Source organism: Caproicibacterium argilliputei (assembly GCF_029211325.2).
GTDB classification, from domain to species: Bacteria; Bacillota; Clostridia; order Oscillospirales; family Acutalibacteraceae; genus Caproicibacterium; species Caproicibacterium argilliputei.
In genome coordinates, this window is the sequence record NZ_CP135996.1 from 183,006 (window position 1) to 196,812 (window position 13,807).

Here is a 13,807-nt window from a genome sequence, read left to right on the forward strand (position 1 = left end):
TTGTTTTGCCTCCCTCACTGTCTACCGAAAAATTCAACCCCCATCGTTATGGCACACAAAAAACAGCCCGCAGGCGCTCCGGAGAGAAGCCTGCAGGCTGTGATGACGAAGAGAAAAGTCCCATGTGCAAGGCTTTTCATGATTGATTAACGTGAATCATTTCTCAATACGGGCACACACATCTATGCACAACCCATATTTTATTTTCGTTCATATTATTCCCCGCACTCGTCGTGGTGCTGGTGCTCGTGGCAGACGCTGCCGGTGGATTTCAGCTCGCCTTTCAAGTAACGCTCCGCCGCTGTTTTCGCATCGCCGGAAGCACCGGTCACGACTTCCACATCTCGCTCATTGAAAATATCCACAGCGCCCTGACCCATGCCACCGCTGATAATAACCTTTACGCCCTTATCGGCGAGGAAATTGGGCAGAAAGCCGGGCTTGTGGCCGGGATTGTCCACGGATTCCTCTTTCGTAATCTGATTGTTTTCCACATCAAACAGCATGAAATTGACACAGTGACCGAAATGCTCCGTCACCTTTTTGCCTTCGGCGGCAACCGCGATTTTAAACATACTTTTTTCCTCCGATTCATTTAATGGATTGATTTGTCCTGCCAGCAATTTACCGATGGTGTCGAACCAGCTTCCGTCAAACAGCTCAATCATCCCGGCGTCGCAGGCGGCCGAAATCTTGGGGTCGATAGGGAGCTTCGCCAACACCCGCAGCCCGTGTTTTGGGGCAATCTCGTCAATATGGCTCTCCCCGAAAATTTTGTAGTCCTTCCCGTTGTCCGGGCACCGAAAATACGACATATTTTCCACCAGCCCCAGTACGGGGATTTTCATCATCTCCGCCATCTTTACCGCCTTGGAAACAATCATAGAAACCAGTTCCTGCGGTGAGGTCACAATCACAATGCCGTCCACGGGGATGGACTGGAAAACGGTCAGAGGCACGTCGCCGGTTCCGGGGGGCATATCTATGAACAGAAAGTCCAAATCGCCCCAAATTACATCCGTCCAAAATTGCTTGACGGTGTTCCCGAGAATCGGGCCGCGCCAGATGACCGGGTCGGTGTCATTTTCCAAAAGCAGATTGACAGACATGATTTCAATACCGGTCTTGCTTTGCTTAGGGTATAGCCCTAAATCGCTTCCCTCAGCTTTTCCATGGATGCCAAAGGCTTTGGGAATGGACGGCCCCGTGACATCTGCGTCCAATACGCCGACCTTGTATCCAAGCCGCCGCATCGTGACCGCCAGCATGGCGCTGACCGAGGATTTCCCCACGCTGCCTTTCCGTTCCTCCATCAAGAACGATATTATGAAATGGCAATGCGACCACCCGCAATTCCCCATGCACTTCTTTGACCGGGAGTATTACGAATTTCCGGGCGGCTTTCTATGGGCGGGGGACACGGAAACCTCCGAATACGCCTTTTGCACCGTGTCGCTGATGCCGCTTCTCACGTACAGCCTGAAACAGCTAGCTTTACGCGAACAAGCTGTACTTCCAGCACTGCAAGCTGTGCGGCAAACTGTTCCTTGCCAGAACCGCCAACATCCCCACCTTTTGCAGCGAGAAATGCAAGCGGGAACAGGGACGGCTGAACAAGCAGAAGTTTGACGAGCAGGCGCGGGAACTGGATTATGAGAAGGAGCACAAAAACACGTATATGTTCTGGCTGCGCGGTGTGGATCACATGAAAAAGAATGCCGCCGATCCTAAACGGATCGCGGCGGCGGAGCAGGCTATGAAGGACTTTCGCATCGAGGCAAAACGGCGCAAGGCCGAGGTCAAGGCCGGGAAAATGGCGGAACGGGATTTCATCGGCTGGCTGCTGGAACAGCGCGGAATTATTGACGAGCTGAAACAGGACGATTGAAAAATCAAAGTCAAGAAATACTTGATGAGAAAATGTCTCAACTTAATGTATCAATTTTGTATTTTTGCCGGTAAAAGGCTTTTGCAAAACTCAATATGCACAGTATAAATGCAGCAAATATTCCTACAAAGCCACAGACGAATCTCCACTCATGCCCAGAAAGCTGGAAACCGGTCACTATTCTGATCGGATTAAAAATATTCCATGAGTTGAATCGCAGAAATCGTCCTATATAAATTGCTATTCCACCCAAAATTGAGCATATAAAACGTAATAGTAGATTTTTACCTTTCCCATATTTATCTATGAGGATGTTTTCAAAAATCATTTCTGAATTGATTCCATTCATAATTCCATATAAAATCCCTAAAACGATAATAACTCCTTTTGACCATAATAGAAGATTATCTGAATATATGATCTGAGGCTGTTCAACATAGGGAATACCTTTTACGACTTGAAAAAAAGCATCTCCTGTAAAATGAACAATATCAGTTGCCATATAAAACGTATTGGGCCAGAAAATAATCCAAAGTAATGCCCATAATATCCAAAAACGCTTATGATTACTTAAAGAAGAAACAGTAAATTGTGAAAAAAGCACAGGTAAAAATGATAAAAAGGCATTCCAAACTAACATAATAAAAAGGCCGCCATTATCTGATAAATACCATAGTACAAAATTGCATAGCGAATACAGTATAAAGAAAATTAAATGCGGCCTTGAATGCTGAACTTTTATCATACCGACCTCTCCTTATTTGTTTCATTTTACTACTTAAAAAATATATAGTAAAGAGGTCAGAGGATCATAAATCCACTGACCTCCTGAAATTATAAAAATAGACTACCTTAATCCAGCCTTGTACGTTGGAACCAATTTATTTTTCACTATTCGTCTTAATTTCCCGGACTTGACTAATGACTTAACAGAATTAACAATGCTCGATTCACTCCCTGACACATTTATTGATCTCCCAACATTGTTGTTAAATAAATCCATTTGTTTATCAACGCCGCTTGAATCGGCTTCATGTGCCGTTCCCCATTCTTTAGCTGCCGCCGTTCCAATCGACTGTTTCATTAGAGCACTCCAAAGGCAATGCCTAAATGCATCACTATTGTCTTGATATCCATTATGCCCATAATTTGAAACAGTTAGATCCGTTGCTCTTTGGGCAGCGTTATAAACTTTCACAGCTTGAACCGGATGCCTAAGTGCAAGTTTCTTTTCTTCAGCATTTAGGTCGCCACCGTATCCATATCCAAGAATGTTAGCGTTAATTCCATTTTGAGTTATCTCAGAAGATTCTGCTTGACGCAGATGTCCGCTTTCAACAAAGTTAAGTAAAAACTTATTTTGCTCAGCTTCCGTACTCTCTGGGTAACTGGAGACAAAGTCTTTCCATGCCTTGGACATGATTGCAATGTCGTTCCAATCGTTCACTTCGCCAACAAAAGAATATGTAGTTTCGGTCTGAGATGTAGAAGAAATCTCAGCCGCTTTTGCAGGAAGCGATGTGCCAACTACACTAAAGAGAAGTGCACTTACTGCCAGAAGTGATAAAACTGTCCTCTTCATTTGAACAACCTCCTTTTACAGGAAAACTGGCCGTGAATTTTAGGTTTCTTCTCCTATTTCACACCACATTATGGACTTGGGAATTTTTCACCCTTTTTAATAAAACATGGGGCTCAATCCTAATTTCCAAAATTGTCCAAACATACGCATAATATTTTTCTTCATAAAAGATTATATATCATAAAATAAATTTGTCAATAGCAAATTTATTTTTCTTGATATTTATTTGATATAAGTATAAAATATGAGTATAAAATATGTTCAAAGGGTTTTAATATGGAACAAATCAGCGGTAGTGTAGAAGGTTTGGAAGAAAAGATGAAAAAGGCAACCTGTGAGATGCTAACTCTATTTCTTTTTGAGAAACATGAAATGTTTGTCAATGAGGTTGCAACAGAGTTAGAAAGTCTCAGCAACGGGGTGTTTACTATTTCATTCCCATATGCCGTGATCTATCGAATGGAACGGCATGGGTATGTGCAGCTCAAAGATAAACATATCGCAAAAGATGGCCGTTTGCGACAGTTTTATGAGATCACGGACAAGGGCCGCAGCTATCTTGCGGAGCTGTTGGATAGTTACGACAAGATAAACAAGGGGATTTCTGCAATTTTACATTCGGACGGGGGCATAGAATAATGGAAACCATTGCCCAGAAATATAGAAAAGCAGTAAAAAAGCATTTGATGTATCCTAAGAAATACCGACAGAAATATCTACAGGTTTTGAAAAATGATTTAGACGCATGTTTGGAGGAAAACCCCGGCGCTTCCTTTCGTGATTTGGAAACCTGCCTCGGTTCACCGCAATCAGTAGCAAAATCTTATTTAGAAGAAATATCACCTGATGTACTAAACACCTACTTGCGAAAACGTAAAAGGAAAATATGGATTGGCATTGTAAGTGGCACCGTTTTACTTGTATTACTAATCGCTTTAGTCATTTACATAGGCCGCATGCATTCGGGATTCACCGAAGAAACTAAGGTGACGGTTTATACCTCGTCAGATGTTTCTGTTCCCAGCGTTCCATCTAAGGCAGTGCCTTCATAGATAAATCCATAAATTTACAAGGAAAGGTGAGATTTCAAATGAAACGGATTTTAAGTTTTCTGTTAGTGAGTGCCCTATGCCTGTGTTTTGTCGTACCCTCTTTTGCTGCCGAGACCGTTCCACAACAGAACGATAAAACAATCGTCAGCGTGTCTGAAAAAGATTTGGGCAATGGATTCACAATGAGAACAGTCATTTCCATCCCGAAAACTGGCAAAAGTATACATTCTAATACTTAGACACAGACAAAAACCGCCAGTGCAACAAGTACCGTTAGACACGATGGCACTTGGGTCGGCTCAATAACGCTAACTGCAAATTTTGGTTACAACAGATCTTCCGCGTGGGTAAATCGGATGAGCACCAGCCATAGGATTGCAAGTGGCTGGACTTATAAAAATGAACGTACTTGGAAAAGTGGCGGAACCGCAAACATGTCAGCTTCCATGTCTAAAAAATTGGGATTTATTCCTATCACAACAGTTGATCCCTCCGTATCTATTACCTGTTCTCCAACCGGACAAATTTCCTAATTCACATTTTTCATATACGCTCTTGCCGCAAATTCATATCCGCTTCCTTTCTGCTTCAAACGTCCCCGCCCTTCGCGGCGGCATTGGCATTTGAAACGGAAACGCTGCCAGAGCGTATAACACACTACACTTTGCTTCGCAAAGTGCGTGTGCCAAAGGGGGTGCCCCCTTTGGAAACCCCGCGAAACAACTGGCGGTATTCAGCCCCTTCATGGGTTGAATACCGCCGGTTTGTTGTTAGAAACCCTTCGGGCTGTACTGCACAGGCAAGGTCAGCGTGAGTACTTGTTGGTTTCCTTAGCTTTGGGAAACTCCTTGCTCCCATTTGGAAACTGTTTGCCGCACCACATTCAGCTTGATAGCACGTTCTTCTTGCGAAAGTCCTTTTGATTTTCTAATTGCCTTTATGTTTTCGTTTAACATTAGGGATAACCACCTTTCAGTTGTTATCACAATTATATGAAAACCTGCCCGTTGCGGCAAGCAACGCATATTAACATTTATAATTTTCTTGTCAACTTCGCTTTATCATTCCGCATATGGCACCCGAAAATACTCCAGATACTTCTTAGGAAGACTGGCGCTTTCGGGCTTTGCGAGTGGGCGAAATAGATGTTTTTAGATTTGGCGGGGTTTTGTGAACGGAATGAAACTTAGAAAGCTTTTCGAAAATCATGTGTCGTATAAACTGAACAGGAGTTGAAAAATGCGTTTCGTTGATACATATCTTGATGTAGTAAGACTCTGTGCATTGGATCATTTTGATATGGATGTTTGGAAAGAGTATGCCGACCGAATCTCGCCTTATTTGTATTCCAAAGTGGTTGGTGATGTGAAAGATTACGATTTTGAAGTTGAAGTGCTGCCGGTTGTGAAAAAAGCGATGATGAACAAAGACCTCATCAACACAATCCACGAGAATTATCAGATTGTGACGCAAAATTTAAATGCCAAATTTAGATCTTGTTTTAGGAAAACATTGGATGCCTATGTCATTTTATACTTGGGCTTATGCAACGGAGCAGGATGGGCTACTTCTTTAGGAACGCAAAGAGTTGTGCTGATTGGCATTGAAAAAATTATTGAACTGGAATGGTACGATAAAACCACACTCTTCTCTCTCATTTCTCATGAACTGGGTCATATTTGGCACGAGGAAGCAGGGGGCGCTTTTGGAAAACAAAATACAGAAAAAGAAAAGGCGGTATTTCAATTGTTCAGTGAGGGAATTGCCATGCGTTGCGAACAAATGTTATGCGGTGACGACCAATTTTACCACCAAGATAAAGACGGATGGCTATCATGGTGCCAACTGCATAAAAGAGAAATACAACAGGAATATCTGTATAGAGTTCAAAACGGAATCCGTATTCAAGATTTTTTCGGCGATTGGTGTGCTTATCAAGGATATTCTGCTGTTGGTTATTATTTGGGTTGTGAGTTCGTTAAGCACCTTATGTGCAAACAAAGCCTTAAACAATTGGCACAGCTAAACAATGGGGAGATATACAACGAGCTTGTATTATTTGTACAGTAAATAACAGTGCTCATCCCGGCAACCCGACTGCCACGCCGGCCTTAAACTCCACGGTAAATTTGTCCGCGGCAACTTGTTTGCCGCTGTAGACAGTGACCTTTTCAATTAGCCGCCAGATGATGGTTTTCTTTCTCTAGGTATACCGGTAAATCCGGCGGAAAAATTCCCCGCAGCCGTCGCAGTAGACAATGTCCGACAGGCAGACGCTTCTGCGAAATGCCGCTTCATTCATTTTCTGAAATCCCCAAATTGCAAACGCTTTTTACACAACTCAACAGGGTTGTAAACTGAAAGGGGCGGGATTATAATGGTTGTGTCTAGGAGCGGCGGGGAGCGCTGCTGACTGGGCGTGCAAAAAACGATCGATGGGGAGGAATCGTTTTGGATGGTTGCTGCAAAGTTCTGGTGGTGGAGGATGAATACCTGACCAGACGGGGAATTCGCAATATGGTGGATTGGGAATCGAACGGATTTGAAATTGTCGGTGAAGCAACCAATGGGGCGGAGGCTTTGGAACAATTGGAGAAGTGCCACCCGAATATTGTGCTGACGGATATTATTATGCCCGTCATGGACGGGCGGGAATTGGAAAAGGAGATCTGCCGCAGGTACCCGGAGGTTCGCGTGGTGGTTCTGAGCAGTTACAGTGACTTTGACTATGTACACGATTCGTTCCAAAGCGGTGCGGTGGATTATATCCTGAAGCCGACACTTAACCCGGAAAACCTTCTGATGGTCATGAAAAAAGCCGCCGCAGGTATTTCGGGCATTTCACACCACGGCGCGTGTGACCTTTCACTGGCAGTGTGTGCCGAAAAATACCTTTCCGGCTTTTCTGATGAGCATAACAGGGAAACCCTGGAAAAGGTATTTACCCGCCCCTGCTTCATAATGATGGGAATGGATCGTGCAAGGCTGTTTGGGCGCGGTACAGAATCGCTGGAGTACCAGTCGGGCCTGCTCACCTTGCAGGTGAACGCGCTTCTTGCGGATATTCCGTATGTGCAGCTTGTTCTGGAGGAATCCCTCCTCCTTTTAATTGTAAATTTTTCCGCTGAGCAGGAAGATTTTGTCCGCAAGTCCCTGCGGTGCTGCGCAGAACAGATTGCCCGAAAGGAGCCCCGGACTTTTTACATTTGCACTTCTACCGTGTCTACACTTTCTGCACTAAAGCAGCTGCTTTCAGGGTCGTTTCAGCAAAAAGCGGACAGCTTTTTTTATTATAAAGGACAGCATTTTATGGAGCCTCAGGATTTTTATCTTGCTGCGCCTGCAGAAAAATTCAATATGGACAGTTATATGTGGTATCTCGGCAGCCTTCAGGTAACAGAAGCTCTTGAGATGCTGGAGGACTATGTGGGCAAGGTGCTGAAAGAACGGTCATTGGGGGAAATGGAGCTCAAGGCGCTGGTTCAAAATGCATGGTACCCCATCCTTTCCATGCTGGAGGATCAAGGACTGGACCCGGCTGCGCTAACCAATCTGAAACGGGACTGCTTAAATCGAATCTATGCCTGCTCGTATTGTGAGGATTTTACCGATATGTTTGCTGTGGTGCAGTCTGATTTCAAGGCAATTGTCGGTAGGTATGAAATTAACGCCGGCGACAGCATCAGCCGAAAGATTCTGCAGTACATAAATGGGCATTATAATGAACCGCTGACGCTGGCGGATCTTGCCCAGCGGTTTAATTTCAATTACACCTATTTGTCGTCTTATTTTCATACGCACTATCAGGAGAGGTTCAGTGAATACCTGAATCGGGAGCGCGTGCGGCATGCTTCGGAGCTTCTAAGACAGGGAAAGCTCTCTGTTGCAGACGTCTGCACAGAAGTGGGGTATGCGGATCAGAGCTATTTTACCCGCGTATTTAAAAAAATGACAGGAATCCCTCCCGGTGAGTATCGGAAGCGCTGCAAACAGGGAGGACGCAATGAAGAAGAAGAGTGAAAGCCGCGGGCATGGTTTTTCCGGCGGTCTGTTTTTGAAAATTGCCGCCGTGGTTGTACCGGGGGTACTGCTGGTTTCAGCTTCCACCCTTGGTGTGGCGCTGCACACGACCCGTATGGGATATGTGGATACGATGAGCCGTTCCAGTCAGCAGATTCTTTCCACTGTAAAGACGAATATGGAATCTGTCAATGACAAGATTACCAATGTGGAGTTAACCGTAAACGGAAGCGAGGCATTTTCTCGGTACTTTCAGTCACAGGGGGAGCTGCCGGACACTTACAATCAGGTCTATATCATGCAGAAAGAACTGAAAACAGTTCTTCCCATGACATTCTACGATGTTGCCGTTGTAGGAGAAAACGGCCGCGTTTTTGTCAGCAACGGCTCCAGCTTGTCCCTGACGGCAGAAAGGTTCCTATCCAGTGCGGCGGTGAAAGAGGCTCGGCAGCAGCCGAACCGCATCCTGTACTGTTTTGTATCGCATGGAATTACAAAGGGGTCTGCTTCAGCAGCTTCGTTTATGGCGATTAAGGCGCTTACTCACCAGGGAGCCCAAAAGCCCTTCGGCTTTGCTTGTGTGGTGCTCAGCCAGGGGGATCTGCAGGCGTTTTTCGGCAAACTGGGAAACACCACAAACAATCTGCTGCTGATGGATCAATCTGGGAATGTGGTTTCGTCGGTTGGCAAAATACCTGCGGGCGGGCATAATTCGCAGCTTGCCGTAACACTGCGGCAAATGCAGTCCCAGGGAAAGGCGAGTCTGTACGCAAATGTTCTGGGCAAAAGGACACTGATTCTGCAGGTGAATATTCCGCGCTGGAACCTTCACCTGGTCAGTTTGTTTGACTACACCAAGGCCGCCCGCGAATTTGAAAGCGGCATTTATATCTTTTTGGTTTGTTTTTTGGTTACGGCAGCTGTTCTGATTGCCGTTTTCTATTTTATCAGCGAAATCACCAGACCCATCAGCCGCCTTGCCGCCGCGATGGAGGATACCGCAAAACAAGGATTACCCAAAGAGGTGAATACCACTGGAGGAGGGCGCGAAACACGCCAACTCTCAAAGGCATTCAACGTGATGGTCGGGAATTTGAACGGATACGTCCACCGGCTTCTGGGACTTGAAGAGGAAAAACGCCGTATGGAAATCCATGCTTTGCAGATGCAGATTAATCCGCATTTTATTTACAATACATTGATATCGATCAAGTGGCTCATTTGGCAGGATGAACCTCAAAAAGCCGTAGAGGGCATCGACACGTTTACACAACTGCTGCGAGGCGTGTTGAGCAACAGCAACCAGGTGATTTCTGTGGCGGAGGAAGTCCAGAATTTGGAGAACTACATTTTTCTGCAGAAAATACGGTTCGGGGAGAAGATACAGACCAACGTTTCTTACAGTTCCGCATCTGCACAGTGCTGCCTGCCGAAAGTGCTTTTGCAGCCGCTTCTGGAAAATGCGTTTTTTCACGCCTTTACCGGCAGAACCGAGGGGGTCGTTTCCGCTTTTATCGACCGGCACGGCGACCACTTGATTTGCGAGATTATTGATGATGGCGTGGGGATGACGCAGGCGGCTGCGGATGCGCTGCTGACCAGCGAACCGGGCGAAAATGGGCATTCCATCGGTATCTGGAATGTGAATGCGCGTATTTTGCTGCTGTACGGCAAACCCTACGGGGTAAAAATTTTCAGCGAGCCGGGTCACGGCACGCTGGTGCGGGTCACCCTGCCCGTAATTTCGCAGAGCAGCGAGAAGCGGGAACCTGAAAAAATTTAAAAACATCAAAAAAATTTAATAAAATATACCAATATGTACTGTGCAACTCCTGAAGAAATTAAAAAGATAGGCTGAAAAAAATCCTACAGAGTTTATGCAATATATGCTAAAATTGCATTGTGCTATAAAACAAATGTGTGCAAAGTTACACGAAATCTGTAAAGGGGAGTTGCAGTATGAAAGGGAAAAGAGTTCTGGCAGCCGTTTTGAGTGCCGCCGCAATGTTCAGTTTGACAGCGTGTGGCGGAGGAAACGGTTCCGTTTCTTCCACGGCGTCGGGTTCAAGTGCCGCGGCATCTACTACCGCCGCGTCGGCATCGTCATCTTCCGAAAAAAAGACACTGACGATTTGGGCGTGGGACGACACGTTCAATGTTAAAGCAGCCAACGAAGCGAAGGCCGTTTACCAAAAGGACAATCCGGATGTCACGGTAAACGTAGTCAGCATGGCGCAGAACGACATTGTGGCAAAGCTGAACACAGCGTTTGAATCCGGCAGTATGGATGGAATGCCGAACATCGTTTTAATCGAGGACTACCGGATTCAGAACTATCTCAAGTCTTATCCCGGTGTGCTCAGCGATCTTTCCGATGTGACCAAAGCAGACAAATTCATGTCCTACAAGCTTAAAACGATGACGGAAGACGGTAAGGTTTACGGTGTTCCGTTTGACAGCGGCGTTGCCTGCACATTTTACCGCACCGATCTGCTGAAACAGGCGGGCTACAATGATTCCGATATGCAGAATCTTACTTGGGACAAATTTATAGAGATTGGCAAGGCTGTTAAGGCAAAGACCGGCAAGCCGATGATTACCACAGACCCAAGTGACTTGGGTCTGATCCGCATGATGATGCAGTCTGCCGGCAAGTGGTATGTGGATGCAAACGGGAAGGCGGATATTCAAAACAACGCAGCACTGAAAAAAGCGCTTTCTATTTACAAAGAACTGCATGATGATGGTTTAACCCTGACGGTTTCCGGCTGGGACCCCGCGGTAGCGGCCATGAATCAGAGCAAAGTTGCGGCGGCTGTAAATGGATGCTGGTATGCTTCCAGTATTAAGAAGGCTGCCGACCAGTCCGGAAAATGGGCGGTGGCAGAGTTTCCGCGCATGGCAGATGTTTCTGGTTCCGTTAATGCTTCTAACTGCGGTGGTGCAAGCTGGTATGTCATTGATAAAGTTCCGGGTAAGGATACGGCAAAAGATTTTCTGAGCAAGACCTTTGCTTCCGATACGGATTTACTTGGCAGCCTGTGCAAAGACATCAGTCTGGTAAGCACCTATAAGGATACAGTTTCCAACAAAAACGTAAACACACCGGACACGTTCTTCAGCAACCAGACAATTTACAAGGATTTTGCAAACTGGACCGACAAGATTCCCGCAGTGAACTACGGCACTTCTACTTATGACATTGAAAGCAAAATTACTGAAACGGTACAGAGTGTTTTAAAAGGGACTTCTGTCGACGATGCGCTTAAAAATGCGCAAACCGAGGTGGAAGGCGTTATTTCCGCAGCGGGTTAAAGGGAACTTCCCATACGGAATTGTTAGCGAAAAATCGGCCGCTGCCGGGATACGGCGGCGGTCGATTGCTTAAAGGAGGTATTTTCGTGACTGAGAACCGAATTCGGACGGTAAAAACCCAGGGTGGCGCCCCGCGAAAACCGATTCGGCATTCACTGGAAAAAAAGCTGAATCGCTGGGGCTGGGGGTTCGTATCCCTCAGTGTAATTTTAATCAGCGTATTTGTTTTCATCCCTATGATTGGCGCTCTGATTATGTCTTTCCAGACGGGCAAAGGCGTTAATATGCATTTCGGGGGTGTAACGAATTATGTGCGGCTGTTTCATGACGAAACAGTGGGAAAGGCGCTGGGAAACACTTTGATCTACCTGGTGGTTCAGGTACCGGTCATGTTGGTGCTGGCGCTCATTATTTCCGTAATTTTGAACGACCAGCATCTGAAGTTCCGTACATTTTTCCGCATTTCGATTTTTTTGCCCTGCATCACCTCTTTGGTTTCCTATTCCCTGATTATGAAGAGTATCTTTTCTAACTCAGGCCTATTTAATCAACTGATAGGTAAATTCGGATTGGCACCTATCCAGTGGACAACGGATGCGTTTTGGGCGAAGATTCTTATCATCATTGCCATTACCTGGCGCTGGACTGGCTACAACATGATCTTTTACCTTTCCGGCTTACAAAATATTGAGCCCAGTATTTATGAGGCTTCAGATATTGACGGCGCGAACGCGGTACAGAAGTTCCTTTACATGACAGTTCCCCTGCTGAAGCCGATTATTCTGTTTACGGCGATCACTTCGACAATCGGCACGCTGCAGCTCTTTGATGAGGTGCAAAACATTACGCAGGGAGGCCCCGCGAACGGCACGGTGACAATTTCGCAGTACATCTACAATCTCTGCTTTAAATACACGCCCACCTTCGGTTACGCCAGTGCGGTTGCTTTCATTGTTGTGGTGCTGATTGTGCTGCTTTCCATAGCGCAGATGAAGATAGGGGGGGAAGACTCTTGAAAAAGAAGAACGGAGCGCTTTCGGTAATAAAGTACATTTTTCTGTCCATTGTTGCGCTGCTTTCCATTTTCCCGTTTGTCTGGATGATTATTTCCGCGACCAACTCCGCTGTTGACGTCAGTTCCGCGAAACTGACATTCGGCACGCAGTTACTGAAAAATTTGCACAGCCTGTTTACCAGCGACCTTAACTTTGGCAGATCGGTTTGGAATTCCGCACTGATTTCCGTTATTACCACGGTGCTTGCTCTGCTGATCTCTTCGATTGCCGGGTATGGGTTTGAAATATTCCGGAGCAAGGCTCGCGACCGGGTGTTTCATATTCTGCTTGTTTCTATGATGGTTCCGTTCTGTGCGCTGATGATTCCACTGTATCGTATGTTCAGCACGGTTGGCCGGGCGGGTTTCGGAACCTTTGGACTGAACACATTGTTTGCCGTGGTGGTACCTTATATTTGCACGGCTTTCCTGATTTTTTTCTTCCGTCAGAATACAAAGAGCTTTCCAAAAGATATTCTCGAAGCGGCTCGGCTGGACGGCCTTAGCGAACCGCAGATTTTTTTCCATATGTATGTTCCGGTTATGCGGTCTTCATATGCGGCCGGCGCCATCATTACCTTTATGAGCAGTTGGAACAACTACCTGTGGCCGCTGGTTGCGCTGCAGGATCCGAAAATGCGCACAGTACCGCTGATTTTGTCTGCAATGGGTTCTTCTTACACGCCGGATTACGGTATGATCATGGCTGGTATTGTAATTGCGACCCTGCCCACCGGGCTGATTTTCTTCCTCATGCAGAAGCAGTTTGTGGCCGGAATGATCGGTTCTGTCAAATAGAGCCAAATGGTTCGGCATAAAAGCAATATAGTTATAAAAAATAGCCATCAGTTGCGTATGAGCCTTTTCAGGAACAATTCCGTGAGATTTGTATTATT

The 13,807-nt window shown here is 45.9% G+C and carries 13 protein-coding genes and 1 pseudogene; 10 read left to right on the forward strand and 4 right to left on the reverse strand.

All coding sequences use genetic code 11. The annotated features are described in order from the left end of the window. Positions 1-215: 215 nt before the first annotated feature. Positions 216-1,292 carry a P-loop NTPase gene (locus PXC00_RS00840; protein WP_275844849.1) on the reverse strand — a complete coding sequence of 359 codons (1,077 nt, stop codon included), beginning with the start codon at positions 1,290-1,292 and terminating at the stop codon, positions 216-218. Between PXC00_RS00840 and PXC00_RS00845 the strand changes: the two genes are divergently transcribed. Together PXC00_RS00845 and PXC00_RS00850 are read left to right on the forward strand one after the other, a co-directional pair. Further along, positions 1,267-1,629 carry a hypothetical protein gene (locus tag PXC00_RS00845; protein ID WP_275844848.1) on the forward strand — a complete coding sequence of 121 codons (363 nt, stop codon included), beginning with the start codon at positions 1,267-1,269 and terminating at the stop codon, positions 1,627-1,629. The two genes, PXC00_RS00840 and PXC00_RS00845, sit on opposite strands and share 26 nt — an antisense overlap. 49 nt (positions 1,630-1,678) lie before the next feature. Beyond that, on the forward strand, positions 1,679-1,888 hold the full coding sequence (locus tag PXC00_RS00850; RefSeq protein WP_316935039.1) for a hypothetical protein: 210 nt from the start codon (positions 1,679-1,681) through the stop codon (positions 1,886-1,888). Positions 1,889-1,925: 37 nt separating this feature from the next. On the opposite strand, the gene PXC00_RS00855 is transcribed toward PXC00_RS00850, so the two are convergent. After that, on the reverse strand, positions 1,926-2,633 hold the full coding sequence (locus PXC00_RS00855; RefSeq protein ID WP_275844846.1) for a DUF1361 domain-containing protein: 708 nt from the start codon (positions 2,631-2,633) through the stop codon (positions 1,926-1,928). 102 nt (positions 2,634-2,735) lie between these two features. Next, the gene (locus PXC00_RS00860) at positions 2,736-3,470 is read right to left on the reverse strand and encodes a DUF6973 domain-containing protein (protein ID WP_275844845.1); all 735 of its coding nucleotides are present in this window, start codon (positions 3,468-3,470) and stop codon (positions 2,736-2,738) included. Positions 3,471-3,746: 276 nt separating this feature from the next. Here PXC00_RS00860 and PXC00_RS00865 point away from each other — a divergent pair, with 276 nt between their 5' ends. Beyond that, a complete protein-coding gene (locus tag PXC00_RS00865) occupies positions 3,747-4,109 on the forward strand; it encodes a PadR family transcriptional regulator (RefSeq protein ID WP_275844844.1) in 363 nt (120 codons plus the stop codon). Continuing rightward, the gene (locus tag PXC00_RS00870) at positions 4,109-4,522 is read left to right on the forward strand and encodes a hypothetical protein (RefSeq protein WP_275844843.1); all 414 of its coding nucleotides are present in this window, start codon (positions 4,109-4,111) and stop codon (positions 4,520-4,522) included. Before PXC00_RS00865 ends, PXC00_RS00870 begins: the two co-directional genes overlap by 1 nt. Positions 4,523-5,361: 839 nt before the next feature. On the opposite strand, the pseudogene PXC00_RS00875 reads toward PXC00_RS00870, so the two are convergent. After that, a pseudogene (locus PXC00_RS00875) lies at positions 5,362-5,478 on the reverse strand (helix-turn-helix transcriptional regulator); the annotation flags it as partial. 283 nt (positions 5,479-5,761) lie between these two features. Between PXC00_RS00875 and PXC00_RS00880 the strand changes: the two are divergent. The 6 genes from PXC00_RS00880 to PXC00_RS00905 all read left to right on the forward strand — a co-directional run bounded on the left by PXC00_RS00880 (position 5,762) and on the right by PXC00_RS00905 (position 13,709). After that, complete coding sequence (locus tag PXC00_RS00880; RefSeq protein WP_275844842.1) at positions 5,762-6,592, forward strand: hypothetical protein; 831 nt, start codon at positions 5,762-5,764, stop codon at positions 6,590-6,592. A gap of 381 nt (positions 6,593-6,973) precedes the next feature. After that, the gene (locus PXC00_RS00885; RefSeq protein WP_275844841.1) at positions 6,974-8,542 is read left to right on the forward strand and encodes a response regulator transcription factor; all 1,569 of its coding nucleotides are present in this window, start codon (positions 6,974-6,976) and stop codon (positions 8,540-8,542) included. Then, positions 8,526-10,325, forward strand: a complete 1,800-nt coding sequence (locus PXC00_RS00890; protein WP_275844840.1) for a sensor histidine kinase — start codon at positions 8,526-8,528, stop codon at positions 10,323-10,325. The genes PXC00_RS00885 and PXC00_RS00890 overlap by 17 nt, the downstream gene beginning before the upstream one ends. A 176-nt stretch (positions 10,326-10,501) precedes the next feature. Further along, entirely contained in the window at positions 10,502-11,857 is a 1,356-nt protein-coding gene (locus PXC00_RS00895; RefSeq protein WP_275844839.1) for an ABC transporter substrate-binding protein, read from the forward strand. Between the two features lie 143 nt (positions 11,858-12,000). Next, entirely contained in the window at positions 12,001-12,873 is an 873-nt protein-coding gene (locus PXC00_RS00900) for a carbohydrate ABC transporter permease (protein ID WP_407654342.1), read from the forward strand. After that, complete coding sequence (locus PXC00_RS00905; protein WP_275844837.1) at positions 12,870-13,709, forward strand: carbohydrate ABC transporter permease; 840 nt, start codon at positions 12,870-12,872, stop codon at positions 13,707-13,709. The genes PXC00_RS00900 and PXC00_RS00905 overlap by 4 nt, the downstream gene beginning before the upstream one ends. The last annotated feature ends 98 nt before the right edge of the window (positions 13,710-13,807 follow it).

What these genes read in the sequence shown, in the direction of transcription:
- PXC00_RS00850 (WP_316935039.1), top strand. Translation starts at nt 1,679, where the DNA reads ATGTTCTGGCTGCGCGGTGTGGATCACATGAAAAAGAATGCCGCCGAT.
- PXC00_RS00870 (WP_275844843.1), top strand. Translation starts at nt 4,109, where the DNA reads ATGGAAACCATTGCCCAGAAATATAGAAAAGCAGTAAAAAAGCATTTG.
- PXC00_RS00895 (WP_275844839.1), top strand. Translation starts at nt 10,502, where the DNA reads ATGAAAGGGAAAAGAGTTCTGGCAGCCGTTTTGAGTGCCGCCGCAATG.
- PXC00_RS00880 (WP_275844842.1), top strand. Translation starts at nt 5,762, where the DNA reads ATGCGTTTCGTTGATACATATCTTGATGTAGTAAGACTCTGTGCATTG.
- PXC00_RS00890 (WP_275844840.1), top strand. Translation starts at nt 8,526, where the DNA reads ATGAAGAAGAAGAGTGAAAGCCGCGGGCATGGTTTTTCCGGCGGTCTG.
- PXC00_RS00860 (WP_275844845.1), bottom strand. Translation starts at nt 3,470, where the DNA reads ATGAAGAGGACAGTTTTATCACTTCTGGCAGTAAGTGCACTTCTCTTT.
- PXC00_RS00865 (WP_275844844.1), top strand. Translation starts at nt 3,747, where the DNA reads ATGGAACAAATCAGCGGTAGTGTAGAAGGTTTGGAAGAAAAGATGAAA.
- PXC00_RS00845 (WP_275844848.1), top strand. Translation starts at nt 1,267, where the DNA reads ATGGCGCTGACCGAGGATTTCCCCACGCTGCCTTTCCGTTCCTCCATC.
- PXC00_RS00855 (WP_275844846.1), bottom strand. Translation starts at nt 2,633, where the DNA reads ATGATAAAAGTTCAGCATTCAAGGCCGCATTTAATTTTCTTTATACTG.